This is a genomic window from Actinosynnema sp. CA-299493 (genome assembly GCF_050946825.1).
Taxonomy (GTDB): domain Bacteria; phylum Actinomycetota; class Actinomycetes; order Mycobacteriales; family Pseudonocardiaceae; genus Actinosynnema.
The window spans coordinates 4,821,371-4,836,300 of sequence record NZ_CP191993.1; the positions used below are offsets into that span (position 1 = coordinate 4,821,371).

15 protein-coding genes are annotated in these 14,930 nt (G+C 74.2%); 2 read left to right on the forward strand and 13 right to left on the reverse strand.

What is annotated here, in order from left to right; genetic code table 11:
• Position 1 precedes the first annotated feature (1 nt).
• From ACQPYE_RS19860 to ACQPYE_RS19900, 9 genes are all read right to left on the reverse strand, one after another.
• Positions 2-1,282: a vWA domain-containing protein gene (locus tag ACQPYE_RS19860; protein WP_498713242.1), complete on the reverse strand. Its 1,281-nt coding sequence runs from the start codon at positions 1,280-1,282 to the stop codon at positions 2-4.
• Positions 1,272-2,240 carry a protein phosphatase 2C domain-containing protein gene (locus ACQPYE_RS19865; RefSeq protein ID WP_498713244.1) on the reverse strand — a complete coding sequence of 323 codons (969 nt, stop codon included), beginning with the start codon at positions 2,238-2,240 and terminating at the stop codon, positions 1,272-1,274. Before ACQPYE_RS19865 ends, ACQPYE_RS19860 begins: the two co-directional genes overlap by 11 nt.
• A 2-nt stretch (positions 2,241-2,242) precedes the next feature.
• Positions 2,243-4,756 (reverse strand): serine/threonine-protein kinase, encoded by a 2,514-nt coding sequence (locus ACQPYE_RS19870; RefSeq protein WP_498713246.1) that lies wholly within the window; start codon positions 4,754-4,756, stop codon positions 2,243-2,245.
• Positions 4,753-5,814, reverse strand: a complete 1,062-nt coding sequence (locus ACQPYE_RS19875; protein WP_498713248.1) for a hypothetical protein — start codon at positions 5,812-5,814, stop codon at positions 4,753-4,755. The genes ACQPYE_RS19870 and ACQPYE_RS19875 overlap by 4 nt, the downstream gene beginning before the upstream one ends.
• 1 nt (position 5,815) lies before the next feature.
• Positions 5,816-6,775, reverse strand: a complete 960-nt coding sequence (locus ACQPYE_RS19880; RefSeq protein WP_498713249.1) for a glutamate ABC transporter substrate-binding protein — start codon at positions 6,773-6,775, stop codon at positions 5,816-5,818.
• Positions 6,772-8,055, reverse strand: coding sequence for a GlnX family signal transduction membrane protein (locus ACQPYE_RS19885; RefSeq protein WP_498713251.1), 1,284 nt, complete (start codon positions 8,053-8,055; stop codon positions 6,772-6,774). The genes ACQPYE_RS19880 and ACQPYE_RS19885 overlap by 4 nt, the downstream gene beginning before the upstream one ends.
• Positions 8,056-8,189: 134 nt before the next feature.
• The gene (ybiA, locus tag ACQPYE_RS19890) at positions 8,190-8,693 is read right to left on the reverse strand and encodes a riboflavin biosynthesis intermediates N-glycosidase (RefSeq protein ID WP_498713253.1); all 504 of its coding nucleotides are present in this window, start codon (positions 8,691-8,693) and stop codon (positions 8,190-8,192) included.
• Positions 8,694-8,757: 64 nt separating this feature from the next.
• Positions 8,758-9,333: a pyridoxamine 5'-phosphate oxidase family protein gene (locus ACQPYE_RS19895; protein WP_498713256.1), complete on the reverse strand. Its 576-nt coding sequence runs from the start codon at positions 9,331-9,333 to the stop codon at positions 8,758-8,760.
• The gene (locus ACQPYE_RS19900) at positions 9,317-9,871 is read right to left on the reverse strand and encodes an antibiotic biosynthesis monooxygenase family protein (RefSeq protein WP_498713258.1); all 555 of its coding nucleotides are present in this window, start codon (positions 9,869-9,871) and stop codon (positions 9,317-9,319) included. The genes ACQPYE_RS19895 and ACQPYE_RS19900 overlap by 17 nt, the downstream gene beginning before the upstream one ends.
• A gap of 97 nt (positions 9,872-9,968) precedes the next feature.
• On the opposite strand from ACQPYE_RS19900, the gene ACQPYE_RS19905 reads away from it, so the two are divergent.
• Positions 9,969-11,012 carry a threonine aldolase family protein gene (locus ACQPYE_RS19905; protein WP_498713259.1) on the forward strand — a complete coding sequence of 348 codons (1,044 nt, stop codon included), beginning with the start codon at positions 9,969-9,971 and terminating at the stop codon, positions 11,010-11,012.
• Here the strand turns inward: ACQPYE_RS19905 and ACQPYE_RS19910 are convergent.
• From ACQPYE_RS19910 to ACQPYE_RS19925, 4 genes are all read right to left on the reverse strand, one after another.
• Complete coding sequence (locus ACQPYE_RS19910) at positions 10,969-12,207, reverse strand: RNA polymerase sigma factor (protein ID WP_498713261.1); 1,239 nt, start codon at positions 12,205-12,207, stop codon at positions 10,969-10,971. The two genes, ACQPYE_RS19905 and ACQPYE_RS19910, sit on opposite strands and share 44 nt — an antisense overlap.
• A gap of 1 nt (position 12,208) precedes the next feature.
• Complete coding sequence (locus tag ACQPYE_RS19915) at positions 12,209-12,565, reverse strand: YciI family protein (RefSeq protein ID WP_498713264.1); 357 nt, start codon at positions 12,563-12,565, stop codon at positions 12,209-12,211.
• 81 nt (positions 12,566-12,646) lie between these two features.
• Positions 12,647-12,841 carry a hypothetical protein gene (locus tag ACQPYE_RS19920; RefSeq protein ID WP_498713266.1) on the reverse strand — a complete coding sequence of 65 codons (195 nt, stop codon included), beginning with the start codon at positions 12,839-12,841 and terminating at the stop codon, positions 12,647-12,649.
• Positions 12,838-13,278: a MarR family winged helix-turn-helix transcriptional regulator gene (locus ACQPYE_RS19925; protein ID WP_498713268.1), complete on the reverse strand. Its 441-nt coding sequence runs from the start codon at positions 13,276-13,278 to the stop codon at positions 12,838-12,840. Before ACQPYE_RS19925 ends, ACQPYE_RS19920 begins: the two co-directional genes overlap by 4 nt.
• Before the next feature lie 227 nt (positions 13,279-13,505).
• Between ACQPYE_RS19925 and rox the strand changes: the two genes are divergently transcribed.
• Positions 13,506-14,924, forward strand: coding sequence for a rifampin monooxygenase (gene rox / locus ACQPYE_RS19930; RefSeq protein ID WP_498713269.1), 1,419 nt, complete (start codon positions 13,506-13,508; stop codon positions 14,922-14,924).
• The last annotated feature ends 6 nt before the right edge of the window (positions 14,925-14,930 follow it).

Genomic DNA, 14,930 nt, shown 5'->3' on the forward strand with positions numbered 1-14,930 from the left:
CCTAGCCCCGCCCGACCCGCTTGGTCACCGTCGAGCGGCTGTCCAGCGTCATCTCGTCCTCGTCGGCCACCCGCGGGCGCAGCTTGACCGTCCCCGTCCGCGGGTCCCGCACCTCCACCACCTTCGCCAGCAGCTTCGCCGTGTCGGTGTTGCCCGACTCGTGCGCCAGCCGCACCGCCCGGCCCAACCTCGCCGTCGCCCGACCCACGTCACCGGACTTGCGCGCCTCCAGGCCGTCCTGGATCGCCTCCGCCAGCTCCGCCTGCCCTGTGTAGTGGGCGACCTCGGTGCTGATCCGCGTCGACAGCGCCGAGTCCTCGGTCCACACCGCCATCACCCGGCCCTGCCCCAGCACGTCACCCGACGGACCCACCAGGCTCACCCGCGACGCCAGCATCCGGTCGCGCACGTCCGCCGGCCGCACCCGCACCCGCAGGTGGTAGTCACGGCTTTCCGCGCCACCCCACGCGCCCGTGGGGTAGTCACCCGTGCGCGGCCCCGACTCCACCCGCCGCCCCGTCAGGTCCCGCAACCCCGGCGCCACCTGCTTGATCGACAGCACCCGCGCGCCCTCCGGCGTCCACAGCCGCAGCGACACGTCCGCCAGCGCCTTGCCCATCGCCGCCGCCGCCATGGACCGGAAGTCCTCGGCCAACCCGTCCGGGTCGGCCACGATGTCCACCGTCCCCAACATCGCCTCGGCGATCCGGCGCAGCTCCGCCACCTGCCAGTTCGTGCCCACCCCGCGGCAGTCGCAGGTGAAGCGGCCCGCCACCTCGTGCAGCACCTCCGTCAACCGGCGCGGCGACTCGTGCTGGTTCTCGCCGTCGGTCAGCAGGATCGCGTGCCTCGGCCCGCCCTCGAACCCGGCGAACAGGTCGTCGGCCAACGCCAGCCACCGGCCCATCGCCGTGCCGCCGTCCGCCCGCAGCATCCGCACCGCCTGCTTCGCCGCGGCCCGCGACCGCGAGTCCGCCACCACCAGCTTCCGCGACCGGGGGTACACCACGCGCGCCGTGTCCGTGCCCGCCACCACCGCGAACGACACCCCGTCGCGCAACGCGTCGATCGCCGCCACCGTCGCCTGCTTCGCCGCCGCCAACTTCGACGGCGGGTAGGACATCGACGCCGACGTGTCCACGATGACCACCTCGGCCGCGTCGGTCGACACCACCTCCGCCGCCGGGCCCGTCGCGGTCACCGTGACGATCGCGTCGACGTCGGCGGCGCCCTCGGGCAGGTACTCGTTCTGGAACACCTCGACCGCGAACTCAAGCGCCATGCCCACCCCGCAACTGGACGACGACCACCGTGATGTTGTCGTGCCCGCCCGCCTTCAACGCGACCTCCACCAGCTCCCGCGCCACCTCGATCGGCGGCACGCCGCGCGGCAGCACCCCCAGCAGGTCCTCCGGCTCCGGCACGTAGTTCCACAACCCGTCGCTGCACAGCACCAGCAGCCCCGGCGTCTCCACCTTGAACGTCACCGTCTGCGGCGCCTCGACCCCGGAGTCCGCGCCCAACCACCGCGACAGCACGTGCGCCCGCCGGTCGGTCAACGCCTCCTCCTCGGTCAGCACGCCCTCCGCGACCAGCTGCGCGGCCCACGTGTCGTCCGTGGTCAGCCGCGCCGCGCCCGCCCCGGCCACCAGGTAGGCGCGGCTGTCGCCGACCCAGCCCACCGTCGCCGAGTCGTCGGTCACCACCGCCGACACGAACGTGCAGGACGGTGCCACCTCCGCCGCCTCCGGCCGCGCCAACCGGCCCACCGCGTCGTTCGCCGCCACCACCGAGTCCGTCGTCGACGACTCGGCGTCCATCCCCGCCTGCAAGCCCGTCAGCAGCACGTCCGCCGCCGTGTCCACCGCCGTCTGCGACGCCTGCTCGGCCCGCTCCGACGACGCCACCCCGTCGCACACCACCACCGCGACACCACGCCCGCGCACCCGGCCGAACGCCATCGAGTCCTCGTTGCGCCGCCGCCGCTTGCCCCGGTCGCTCACCCCGGCCACCCCGGGCAGCACGAACTCCACCCGGTCCCGCGCCGACGGCCGCGCCCGACCGCACCGCTCGCAGAACCCGTCCGCGTCGAACTCCTCGCCGCCGCACGCGCACATCGGCGGCCACTGCGACCCCGGACCACCCACCGGTGTCCGCTGCACCCGCAGGTTGCGCCCGCACGCCTCGCAGAAGCGGTCCTGCGCCGCCACCGGCGACGAGCACTCGGGACAGGATTCCATGATCACACCAACGTCCTGGGCCGGACCGCGTTCGCGCGGTCGACGAGAGCGATGCGTTCCTCCGGGGTGTCGGCCAGCCGCGCCAACTGCCGGTAGCAGCGCTCCAGGCCCGACCTCAGCCCCGACTCGCTCACCTCGCAGTCCAGCAGCGTCCCGCCGGGCGGCGCGCCGGCGCCCGGCAACGACTCCAACGCCACACCCAACAACTCCACGGTCAACCCGGCCCGCCTCGCCACGTCCAACTCCAACCCCGACAGCCTCGCACCGGCCGCCATCACCTCCGCCAACGCCTCCGCCCCGTGCCCCTGCGCGCACTCCCGCGCCGCGCCGAGCTGCGCCCGCACCGCCGCCACCTGCGCCGCCACGTGGTGCACCGACGTGTCCGGCACCGAGTGCAGCACACCCACCGCCGCCTCGCGGTCGCCCCGCGCCACCAGCACCCTGGCCAGCCCGAACGCCGCCGACACGAACGCGTGGTCGGTGCGCCACACCACCTCGTACCCGGCCGCCGCCGCGTCCGCGTCGCCCGAGGACTCCGCGCACACCGCCACCGCCAGCTTCGGCGCCGCCTCGCCCGGCAGCACCTCACGCACCCGCTCGAACGCCGCCCGCGCCTGCTCGGCCCGGGCCCGGTCGTCGCGGCCGTCCACCAACGCGGCCACACCCCGGTACCAGCCCGGCCGCCAGTCGTCCGGCGCGGTCGTCCGCGGGTCGTCCGGGTCGAACGGCGAGGCCAACGCGTCCAGCTCGCCGACCGCCTCCCGCACCCGGCCCGCCTCGATCAACGCCCGCACCACCTGCAACCGCACCTCCACCGTCTGCACCGGCGCGGCCCGCAACGCCGCCACCACCTGGTCCGGGTCACCCGTCGTCGCCGCCGTCGCCAGGAAGCCCGCCGCCGCGTCGGAGGTGTCCACCTGGGGCACCGGCAGGCCCCGCGCCGCCGCTCGCACGTCCAACCCGCCCTCCGTGCCGAACGCCCGCCGCTCCGGCGTGAACTGCCGCGACACACCCGGCCGCGGCGTGCCGTCCTGCTGCGCCAGCACCTCCCGCAGCACACCGGTCAACTGCTCGGCCATCTCCTCCGCCGTCGCGAACCGCTGCTCCGGGTCCCGGTCCGTGGCCCGCAGCAGGAACCGGTGCAACGAGTCGTGCCGGCGCAGCAACGGCTGCTCCGCCGGCTCCGGCAACGACTCCTTGTGCCGGCCGCGGAAGTCGAACTGGAAGCTCATCACCGCCAACGCCCGCCCCACCGTGTACAGGTCGGAGGCCACCGACGGGCCGTCCGTGCCGATCTCCGGCGCCTGGTAGCCGATCGTGCCGTAGATGGGGGAGTGCCGGTCGTCGATGCGCCGCACCGCGCCCAGGTCGATCAGCTTCAACTGCTCCTCGGTCTGGATCACGTTGTCCGGTTTGAAATCGCAGTACAGCAGGCCCACGTCGTGCAGGTAGCCCAACGCGGGCAGCACCTCCAGCGCGTACGCGATCGCCTGCGCCACCGGCAGCGACCCGGTGCCCGTGCCCGCCGCCCGCAACTGCTTGATCATGTCCTTGACCGAGGTGCCGCCCACGTACTCCATCACGATGTAGTCCACGAGCTCGCCGCTCACCCGGTCGGCGTGCCGCACGAAGTTGTGGATCTTGACGATAGTAGGGTGCTCCACCTCGGCCAGGAACCGGCGCTCCGCCATCGCCGCCGCCATCGCGTCCGCGTCACCGGAGTCCAACAGGCCCTTCAGCACCACCCACCGGTCGCTGACCGCGTGGTCGGCGGCCAGGTAGATCCAGCCGAGCCCGCCGTGCGCCAGGCACCCCAGCACCTCGTACTGCTCGTGCAGCACCTCGCCCGGCTCCAGCTTCGGCGTGAACGAGTAGTGGTGCCCGCAGTGCGCGCAGAACCCCTCCACCCGACCGGGCCCGCCGTCCCGGCCCCGCCCGACCTCCTTGCCGCAGCTGGAGCAGAACCGCTTCGCCTCCGGCACCTCCGGATCGGTCAGCACCGCGGTCTTCGGGTCCCGGTAGGGCACCCGGGGCACCTCGACCAGGCCCGCGCCCAACCGCCCCCGCCCGGACGACCGGGTGGACGCCGACGCCCGCCGCGAACGCCCCGCCGACGCCGTCGCCGGCGACCAGGGAGCCGTGCCCGGCCCCGTCGAGGGACCGGTCGCGCGGTACGCGCCCGTGGCGGGACCGCTGTCGGGACCGCTGTCGGGACCGCTGTCGGCACCCGGTCCGGGGTGCGCGCCGGTGGCCCGCCCGCTGCCCGCACCGACCCCGCCGGCCGATCCCGGCCCACCGGATCGACCGGTCGCCACACCGCCGGCACCCGCGCCCGTCGCACTGGTCGCACCGGCCCGTCGCCCGGCACGGCCGCCCGCACCCGCGTCACCGGACCCGGACCCCGGCGCGGCGACCGGCGCGGTGGGCGCGAGCACCGGAGCCTCCACACCGCACACGTCGCAGAAACCGTCGTCGTCGATCGCCCCGCCGCAGCCGGACCGCGGACACGTCCTCATCGGGCCTCCGTCCTGGCCAGCACCGCCCGCTGGTACCGCAGCACCGCCACCGTTCCCGCGTTCAGGTCGCACGGCGCCGCGGACAGCACGTCACGCGCCCGCCGGTGCAGCACCAGCAGCTCCGCGTCCTCGGCGAACCCGCGCCCGGCCGCCTTCGCCCGGTAGGCGTCCAACCGGCCGCGCAGCTCCGCGCGCCGGTCCAGCGACCCGGCCAGGTGCGCCGCCACCTCCCGCGCCCGGGCCGACGCCGCGCGCACCGCCGCCTCCACGTCCGCCAGGTCCGATTCCGCCACGTCCGGGAAACGTCCCCGCAGCCCGTCCAGTGCCCCGGCCACGTCCTCGACGGGCACCGGCGGGTGGTCACCGGCGATCTTCGCCACCACCTCCACCCGCACCTCCGCCGCCCGCGCCCGCACCGACTCCACCTCGACGACCAGCCGCGACAAGGCCGCCACCCGGGACGGGAACGTCCGGTGCAGCGCGCTCGCCGACGCCACCCGCGCGACCAGGTCCGCCACCGCCGGATCGGGCGTCAACGGGTCGGCCACCGCGCGGGCGTGCGCCCGCGCCACCTCCGCGCGCAGCCCCTCCGCCGCCGACGAGCCGATCCCCGCGACCTGCCCGGCCAACGGGTCCAGCACCGCCAACCGCCGCGCCCACGCCTCGTGCGCCTCCGCCAACACCGCCGTGACCCGCGCGTACTCCGACTTCATCCGCGCCACCAACGCGCGCAACGTCACCCGCCGCGCCACCGGCCCGGTCAACGTCCGCGCCGACGCCTCCGGCAGTTCGACCGCCGGTCCGCGCAGCAACCGCGCCAACTCCACCGGGTCGCGCGTGTCCGACGCCTGCCGCAGCAACGCCCGGTAGGCGTCGAACCACTCCCAGAGCCGCACCATCCCGGCGTTCGCCGCCTCCCACCGCCGCGCCGACGCTCCCGTCAGCACGGCGCCCCGCAGCAACCGGTGCCCGGGGTGGTCCTCCATCACCAGCAACGACTCGGCCACCCGGTCGCTCTCCCGCCGCAACGCCGCCAACTCCTCGTCCAGGGTGTCCACGTCAGTCCCGGTACACGGCGACGGGCGGAGCCGGGGGGTCGCCGAGCCACCGCTGGTGGATCCGCGCCCACGTGCCGTCCGCCCGCAGCCGCTCCAGCAGCGCGTTGACGAACCGCACGAAGTCCTCGTCGGCCTTGGGGAACGCCATCCCGTACGGCTCGGCGGCGAACTGCGGACCCACCACCTTCGTGTAGGGGTCCTGCGCGGCGAACCCGGCCAGGATCGTGTCGTCGGTGGAGATCGCGTCCACCTGGCCCTGCTGAAGCATCACCAGGCAGTCCGTCCAGTGCGCCACCGACACCGGCACCGGCCTCGACGCCGCGGTCGCCACGTTGGCCAGGGAACTGGACCCCTTCGTCGCGCACACCCGCTTGCCGCCGAGCGACCCGATGCCCTCGACGTCGGAGTTCGACGGCACCAGCACCCGCTGCCCCGCCTGCAGGTACACCGTGGAGAAGTTCACCTTCCGCCACCGCTCGCAGGTCGCCGTCATGGTCCGCACCACGATGTCGACCTCGGCCCGCTCCAACGCCGGCACCCGCTGCTCGGAGGTCACCACCTTGAACTGGATCGCGCCCGGGTCGCCGAAGATCGCCCGCGCGACCTCGCGCACCAGGTCGACGTCGAAGCCCTCCAACTCGCCGGAGACCGGGTTGCGGAACCCCATCAGGTACGTGTTCTGGTCCACGCCCGCGATCAGCCGCCCCCGCGCCCGGATCTCCGCCATGGTCGACCCGGCCGGGGCCTGTCCCGGCGGCGGCAGCGGACCGGTCGGGCGCAGGCTCGCCGTCGGGTCGCACGACGCCGGCGGCACGTCCGCCGTGCTGGGCGGCTCGGTCAGCTCCGCGGCCCCCGCCGGGCGCGGCGGCGCGGGCGAGCCACCGCCGATCGGCGGCGCGCCGCTGGGCACCGGGGCGCACGCCGCCAGCACCAGGACCAGCACCGCGAGCAGCCGTCTCATCGGTACTCCTTCAGCCGCTGCCACAACCCCGACACCGAGGCCGCCGCCGTCAGCAACGCCAGCACCACCACCGCGGGCACCACGCCGCCCAACGCGGCCCGCGCCCGCCCGATCGCGTCGGTCAACTCCGCCCGCGCCGTGCCGATCGCCCCCACCAGGTCCGAGTCCAGCGCGTCGAACGCCGTGGCCGCGCCCTGCGCGTCCTGACCCAGCGCCAGCTCCACCGCCGTCGTGAAGTCGCCGGCGTCGTCGGCCTCGCGGATCCTGCGGTGCGCCTCCTGCCACCGCGCGTGGTGCCGCACCGCCTCGGCCACCGGCGGCGCACCCTCCACCACCCGCGCCCGGCCCAGCAGGTCCTCCAGCACCTCGTCGGCCTCGACGTACTCCGCCTCGTAGGTCGAGCCGCTGCCGCGCGCCACCAGCGTCAACGTCTCGTCGCCGCGCGCGGTCAGCGTCGCGATCCGGGCCCGCGCGAGCAGGTCGACCAGCGTGGCCTCGTTCTTGCTGGCCGAGGCGTTGTAGACGACCAGCACGCTCGCCGCCAGCACCCACAGCAGCGAGATCGCGGTCAACGCGGTCGCCATCACCAGCCCCGGGTTGAGCACCCGGTTCGTCCGGCGGGTCAGGTACCGCTGCGCGAGCACCAGCACCAGCAGCGCGAGCACGCCCAGCAGGAACTCCAGCCACGGCAGCGAACCCGCGTCCTCCAGGTCGCGCACCACGCTCCCGGTCTCCACCCCGTACAGCGCGCGCGCCGCGGGCAGCAGCCGCGTCTGCATCAACGCCGACGCCTCGCGCAGGTACGCCGCGCCCACCGGGTTGCCCTGCCGGTTGTGCGCGCGGGCCGTCTCGACCAGACCCGTGTACACCGGCAGCTGCCCCGACAGCGTCGACAGCGCCTCGGTCAGCTCGGGGGAGCGGGTGAGCTCGCTGGTCGCCGCCGACAACGCCGCCGCGGCCTTCGCCACGTCCGCCTCGTACCGGCCGCGCAGCGTGGCCGACTCCACCCCGCCGGACAGGAACGCGCTCGACGCCGTGGCGTCCGCGTCCGCCATCGCCCGGTAGACCTCCTGGGCGGCGAACGCCAACGGCTCGCTGCCGTCGGCCAACGCCTCCAGCGCGGTCGACCGGCGCTGCACCGACGCCGCGGTCACCGCGCCGACCAGCAGGCTCATCACCACCAGCAGCAGGGCCAGCAGGCTCAGCCTGCCCGGCGTGCTGCGGGCAAGTCCCGTCACCCGGCGCAGGGCGCCGCGGTTCCGCTGAGCCTCGACCAGCACGACCGCCCCCTTCCCGAGGTGATCGGCGTCACTCGCCGCTCCGACAGCGTAGATCGAAAATCCACCTGTCGGGACGGGAACGGACCCGACCGGCGGCTACCGGTCCGCCGGTTCGAGCTCATCGGGTGACGCGGTCATTCCGGGCGGAGCCGTGCGCGCACCTCCATCAGGGCCTCGCCCAGCAGGTTGAGCCCCGCCCAGGACGCCGGGTCGGCCGCCCGCTCGTCGTCGGCGGCCAGCCCGATGCCCCACACCCGGTCCAGCGGACTGGCCTCCACCAGCACCCGGTCGCCGGTGGCCAGCAGGAACCCGCGCGCGTCGTCGTGCGCGCCGAACTTCGCCAGGTTGCCCCGCACCACGATGTCCAGCCGGTGCGCCACCCACTCGTCCTCGACGAACCCGCGCACCTGCCGGCCCAGCGCCTTCGCCTCACCGGGCGTGGGCGCCGCCAGGACCCGCTCCGCGGTGTCCGCGTCGCCGAACAGCAGCGCCTTGCCGCACATCATGAAGTGCTCGGCGGTCCGGTAGACGCGCCCGTCGACCGTGAACGGCGCCTCCCACCACTGACTCAGGCACTGCTTGCCGACCGGCGCGCCCGGCCGCGCCTCGTGCCCCCAGAAGAACAGGTACTTGGTCACGGCGCAGACCGTGCCACAACCCCGTCCGGGGAACGGCACGGTTTTCGGCGGCGGGCGACGCGGGCTAGCGCGACGGCAGGGGGAGCGGCAGCGCGGGCAGGCCGTCCATGCTGACCCCGACGAAGTCCTTCTTCTCGCAGTACGCCGCGAACTCCTCGTCCGTCTTGCGGGCGAAGTACTCCTCGTGCAGCGACCGCTCGTCGCGGTAGTCCATCAACGGCACGGCGAAGCCGCACGTGTCGCTGATCAGCTTCGCCGTCACCACCACGACCGCGCGCAGCGAGGGCCCGTCCGCCTCGCCGAACCCGGCCACCAACTCCGCGAACCTCGGGTCGTCCCGGAACACCGGCTCGCCCGTGCCGTGCACGCGCACGATGTTCGGCGGACCGTCGAACGCGCACCACATGAGCGTGATCCGCCCGTTCTCCCGCAGGTGGGCGATGGTCTCGGCGTGGCTGCCGCCGAAGTCCAGGTACGCCACCCGCCGCTCGTCGAGCACCCGCCACGTTCCCCGCCGGCCCTTCGGCGACACGTTCACGTGCCCGTCGGCGGCCAGCGGCGCGGTGGCCGTGAAGAACACCGGCTGCGCCTCGATGAACTCGCGCAGGCGTCCGTCGATCCGTTCATAGGTCTTCCCCATGGCCGCCAGTATCGCCGACGACCCGGTAGCGCCGGACGTCGCTGCCGACGAGACCGGTGAACGTGTGCACCCGCCGCCACGCCGCCGACCGGCCCACCGACCCGCCGCCGCGCGCCATCGCGTCCTCGTGCGCCTGCGCCGACGTCCACTCCGCGTAGTTCAGCACCCGCAGCCCGTCCACGCTCACGTGGAAGTGCGCCGAGATCCCGCCCGGGTGCGGCTCCTCCTCGGCGGCCAACGCGGAGAACACCAGGTCGACCCACTCCTCGGCGATCCCGGGCCGGTCGAACTCCACCGACACCAGCACCACGCACCCCACCGCCCGATCGACCCCGGCCTCGCGACCGGACCGGTACCGGCGGTAGGCGACCGCGCCGTCCGCCCGCACCGCGCGCGACCACTGCGAATAGGTCACCACGCCGCCGCCGTCCACGTGCTCCAGCCACCGCACGTCCACCAACCCGTCCGGCCGCGGGTCGAACGGCAGGCGACCGGGGTGGACGAGGACGAGTTCGGCGTCAGGTCGGGTCAGCTCCATGCCGGCGACGCTAGGCGCGGCGCGTCACCGCCCGAATCAGTCAGGCGACTGGAGAAGTTTGTTGCACATTACTTGCGACAACCCCCAGACTCACGCCATGACACTCGAGATCCGGCGTTCCCTGGTCCAGCACTCCCGGCTCCGCCGGGACCCGCACGCGGTGCTGCGCCGCCTGCTCGACCACGTCCGGCCCGGCCTCCGCCCGGACGAGCCGACCGAACAGCTGGAACGACGGATCGCCGACCTGCTGGGCAAACCCGCCGCCCTGTTCTTCCCCACCGGCACCATGGCGCAGCAGACCGCGATGCGCGTGCACGCCGAGCGCACCGGCCGCCGCACGTTCGCCGCCCACCCCCAGTGCCACCTCGCGGTCTGGGAGGAGGAGGGCTACAGCGCGGTGCACGGCCTGCGCCACCACGCCGTCGGCGACCGCGAGGGCCTGATCACCACGGACGACCTCGCCGAGGTCCGCGAACCGATCGCCGCCCTGCTCCTCGAACTGCCCCAACGCGACCTCGGCGGCCTGCTGCCCACCTGGGAGGACCTGGTCGCGCAGACGACGTGGGCCCGCGACCGCGGCGCCGCCGCGCACATGGACGGCGCCCGGCTGTGGGAGGCGCAGCCCTGCTACGACCGGCCGTTCGCCGAGATCGCGGACCTGTTCGACACCGTCTACGTGTCCCTCTACAAGAGCCTCGAAGGCGTGCGCGGCGCGGTCCTCGCCGGCGACCGGGAGACCATCGACGCCGCGTCGGTGTGGCGGCGCAGGCTCGGCGGCGCGACCCCCGACTCCTGGCCGGCCGCCGTCACCGCCCTGATGGGGCTGGACGAGGTGCTGCCCAGGATGGCCGAGTTCCGCGACCACGCGGTGGCCGTCGCCGCCGCGATCAACGCCGACGGCTACGCGACCACCCGCCCGCACGTGCCGCAGACACCGATGTTCCACGTCCACATCCCCGCGCCGAAGGACGTCGTCGCCGCCGCGGCCGAGCGGATCCTCGCCGAGACCGGCGTCGAACTCCCGCGGCGCCCCAGGTCCTCGCCCGACCCGACGCGGTGCAGCATCGAGCTGACCATCGGCGTCGTGTCCCTCGACTTCACCCCGCGGGAGGCGGCGGACCTGATCCGGCGACTGCGCTGAGCCCACGGCGCAACAGGTCGCGCTCGGCGTCGTTACCCGCCAGCTCCAACGCCCGCCGGTAGGCCCCCGCCGCCTCCGCACCCCGGCCCGAGCGGCGCAGCAGGTCCGCGCGCACGGCGTGGAACAGGTGGTAACCCGCCATCGACCCACCCGAGGCCAGGGCGTCCACCAGCGCCAACGCCGCCGCCGGCCCGTCGACCTCGGCCACCGCGACGGCCCGGTTCAACGCCACCACCGGGCTCGGCGTCAACGCCAGCAGGTGGTCGTAGAGCAGCACGACCTGCCGCCAGTCCGTCGGCGGCGGGTCGCTGTGCACCGCGTTGATCGCCGCCTGCACCTGGTACGGGCCGGGCCGGTCGCGACGCAGGCACCACCGCACCAGCTCCCGCCCCTCGGTCACCACCGCCCGGTCCCAGCGCGACCGGTCCTGGTCGGCCAACCGCACCAGGCCGCCGTCCTCGTCGGTGCGCGCCGGGCTCCGGCCGTGCAGCAGCAGCATCAACGCCAGCAGCCCGACGACCTCCGGCTCGTCGGGCATCAGCTCCACCAGCACCCGCCCGAGCCGCACCGCCTCCGCGCACAGCTCCCCGCGCACCAACGCGCCACCCGAACTGGCCGAATACCCCTCGTTGAACACCAGGTACACCACCGCCAGCACGGCGCGCAGCCGGTCCGGCAGCTCCGCCTCGCCCGGCACCCGGTACGGGATCCGCGCGTCCCGGATCTTCGCCTTCGCCCGCACCAACCGCTGCGCCATCGTCGGCTCCGGCACCAGGAACGCCCGCGCGATCTCCGCCGTGGACAACCCGCCGAGCAGCCGCAACGTCAACGCCACCCGCGCCGCCTGGTTCAACGCCGGGTGACAGCACGTGAAGATCAACCGCAGCCGGTCGTCGCCCACCGCGTCCACGTCCTCCCAGGGGTGCTCGTCACGGGCGTGCAGCGACGCGGCCTGGGCCTGCCGGGAGTCCCGCGTGGACTCCCGGCGCAGCCGGTCGATCGCCCGGTTGCGGGCCGTGGTGATGATCCAGCCCGCCGGGCTCGGCGGCACACCGGCCTCCGGCCACCTGCGCACGGCCTCGGCGAACGCGTCCTGGACCGCCTCCTCGGCGACGTCGATGTCACCGAAGACGCGGACCAGGACCGCCACCGACCGGCCGTACTCCGCCCGGAAGACCCGCTCGACCGCCGTCACGTCAGCCCGGGAAGTCCTGGAACGGCCGCACCTCGACCGGCAACGTGCACGCCACGCCCATCCGCCGCCCCCACTCCAGCGCCGCGTCCAGGTCCGGCACGTCGATGATGTTGAACCCGCCGATGTGCTCCTTGCTCTCGGTGAACGGCCCGTCGGTCACGACCAGTTCGCCGTTCGCGCCCGGGCGCAGCGTGGTCGCCGTGTCCGGTGCGTGCAGACCGCCCGCGAACACCCACACACCGGCCTGCCGCATGTCGGCGTCCACCGCCTGGACGTCCTTCTCGATCCGCTGCATGACCTCCGGCTCGGGGATGTCGTAACCGGCCGGCTCGATCACGCTGATCAGGTACTGGGTCATCTCGTGCTCCTCGGTTCGGGTTCCTCCGCACCCCCTACACGAACGGCGGAGCACCACATCGACACGACACCGGAAAAATCCTCAAGACCCACTCCCGGGCAGGACTCCCCAGAGCGGAACTCCTCCGGGCAGCAGCTCGGACCGGTTCACCCCGAACGCGCCCACCTTCACCCGCACCCACCCCGGCGAGGGCTGAGGCACCGGCAACTCCACCACGGCCAGGTTCTCCACCGGACCCGGCCCGCTCAACACGACCGCGCGCATCGACCCGGTCATCCCTGGTGCTCCAGGACCACGTTCAGCACCCGCACCAACTCCTCCCGCTCGGCCGCCGACAACGGGGCGAGCAACGACTCCTGAGCCTGCCCCAGCACGCGGTCCAGGTGCCGCAGGTGCGCCACCCCCGACGGGGTGACGGTCACGATGTTGCGCCGCTTGTCGTCCGGGTCCGGTCGGCGTTCCACGAAGCCCTTCTCCGCCAACTCGTTCACGGTGGCCACCACGTCGCTGCGGTCCAGCCCGCCCCGCCGCCCGAGCTCCGCCTGGCTGGCCGGTCCGAACTCCTCCAACGCGGCCAGCAGCGAGTAGTGGTAGCGCCTCGCGCCGACCGCGCCCAACGCCTCCGACACCAATCGTGCCGCGTGGGTCGTGGCCTGACCGAGCAGCCAGGTCGTCGTGCCGCGCAGCCGCTGGGGCGCGCCCGAGGTCTCCATGCGACCGCAGTCTACCGACTTGTTGGTCCGGCCAACGATGGCGGTCGTCGGACCCCGCACACGACGAAGGCGAGGAGGGAACGCACTCCTCGCCACTCCCAACGTATAGCGCACCGGGGGTCTTGCCACAAGACCCGGGTCGTGCCGCACACTCTCCCCTCGAAGCCGGGACCTGCGAAAACGCGAGGCGACCGGCCGAAAGCGACAGTGATCCACCAGGGGGTTCCATGATCGACGTGATCGTCGTCGGCGGCGGGCCGACCGGCCTGATGCTGGCCGGAGAACTGCGGCTGCACGACGTGCACGTGCTCGTGCTGGACAAGCAGACCAAGCCGACCGAGGTCGTCCGCGCGCTCGGCCTGCACGCCCGCAGCGTCGAGGTGATGGACCAGCGCGGCCTGCTGGAACGGTTCCTCGCCCACGGACGGCAGCACCCGATCGGCGGCTTCGCCGGCATCCCCCAGCCCCCACCTCGGCTCGACACCGCCCACCCGTACGTCCTCGGCATCCCGCAACCCACCACCGACCGCCTGCTCGCCGAACGCGCCACCGAACTCGGCGCCGAAATCCGACGCGGCGCCGAACTGGTCGGGCTGACCCAGGACGACGACGGCGTGACCGCCGACCTGGCCGACGGCGCCCGGCTGCGCGCCCGCTACCTCGTCGGCTGCGACGGAGGCCGCAGCACGGTGCGCAAGCTGCTCGGCGTCGCCTTCCCCGGCGAGCCCAGCCGGACCGAGACGCTGCTCGGCGAGATGGAGGTGACCGCGTCACCCGGGACGGTGACCGCCGTGGTGGCCGAAGTCCGCAAGACCCAGGTCCGGTTCGGCCTCATGCCCCTCGGTGACGGGCTGCACCGCGTCATCGCACCCGCCGAAGGCGTCTCCGAGGACCGCGTCCCGCCGACCCTGGAGGAGATCAAGCACCAGCTCAGGGCCTACGCCGGCACCGACTTCGGCGTGCACTCGCCGCGCTGGCTCTCCCGCTTCGGCGACGCCACCCGGCAGGCCGAGCGCTACCGGACCGGCCGGGTGCTGCTGGCAGGCGACGCGGCGCACGTGCACCCGCCGGTCGGCGGGCAGGGCCTCAACCTCGGCGTCCAGGACGCGTTCAACCTGGGCTGGAAACTGGCCGCCCAGGTCAACGGCTGGGCGCCGGACGCGCTGCTGGACAGCTACCACGCCGAACGGCACCCGGTGGCCGCCGCCGTGCTGGACAACACGCGCGCGCAGATGCAGCTCATGTCCCCCGAACCGGGGGCACGGGCGGTGCGCCGGCTGATCGCGGAACTGATGGAGTTCGACGAGGTGAACCGCCACCTCGCCGAGAAGATCACCGCGACCGCCGTCCGCTACGACTTCGGCGAGGGCCACGACCTGCTCGGCCGACGACTGCGCGACGTGCGGCTCGGGCACGGCCGCCGCCTCTACGGGCTGACGCACCAGGGACGCGGCCTGCTGCTCGACCAGACCGGCCGGCTCTCCGCCGCCGGCTGGGCGGACCGGGTCGACCACGTCGTCGACGTCAGCGAGGAACTCGACGCGCCCGCCGTGCTGCTGCGGCCGGACGGCCACGTGGCGTGGGTCGGCGAAGACCAGGACGACCTGACCGGCCACCTGCCCACGTGGTTCGGCGCCGCCGCCTGAGCACGC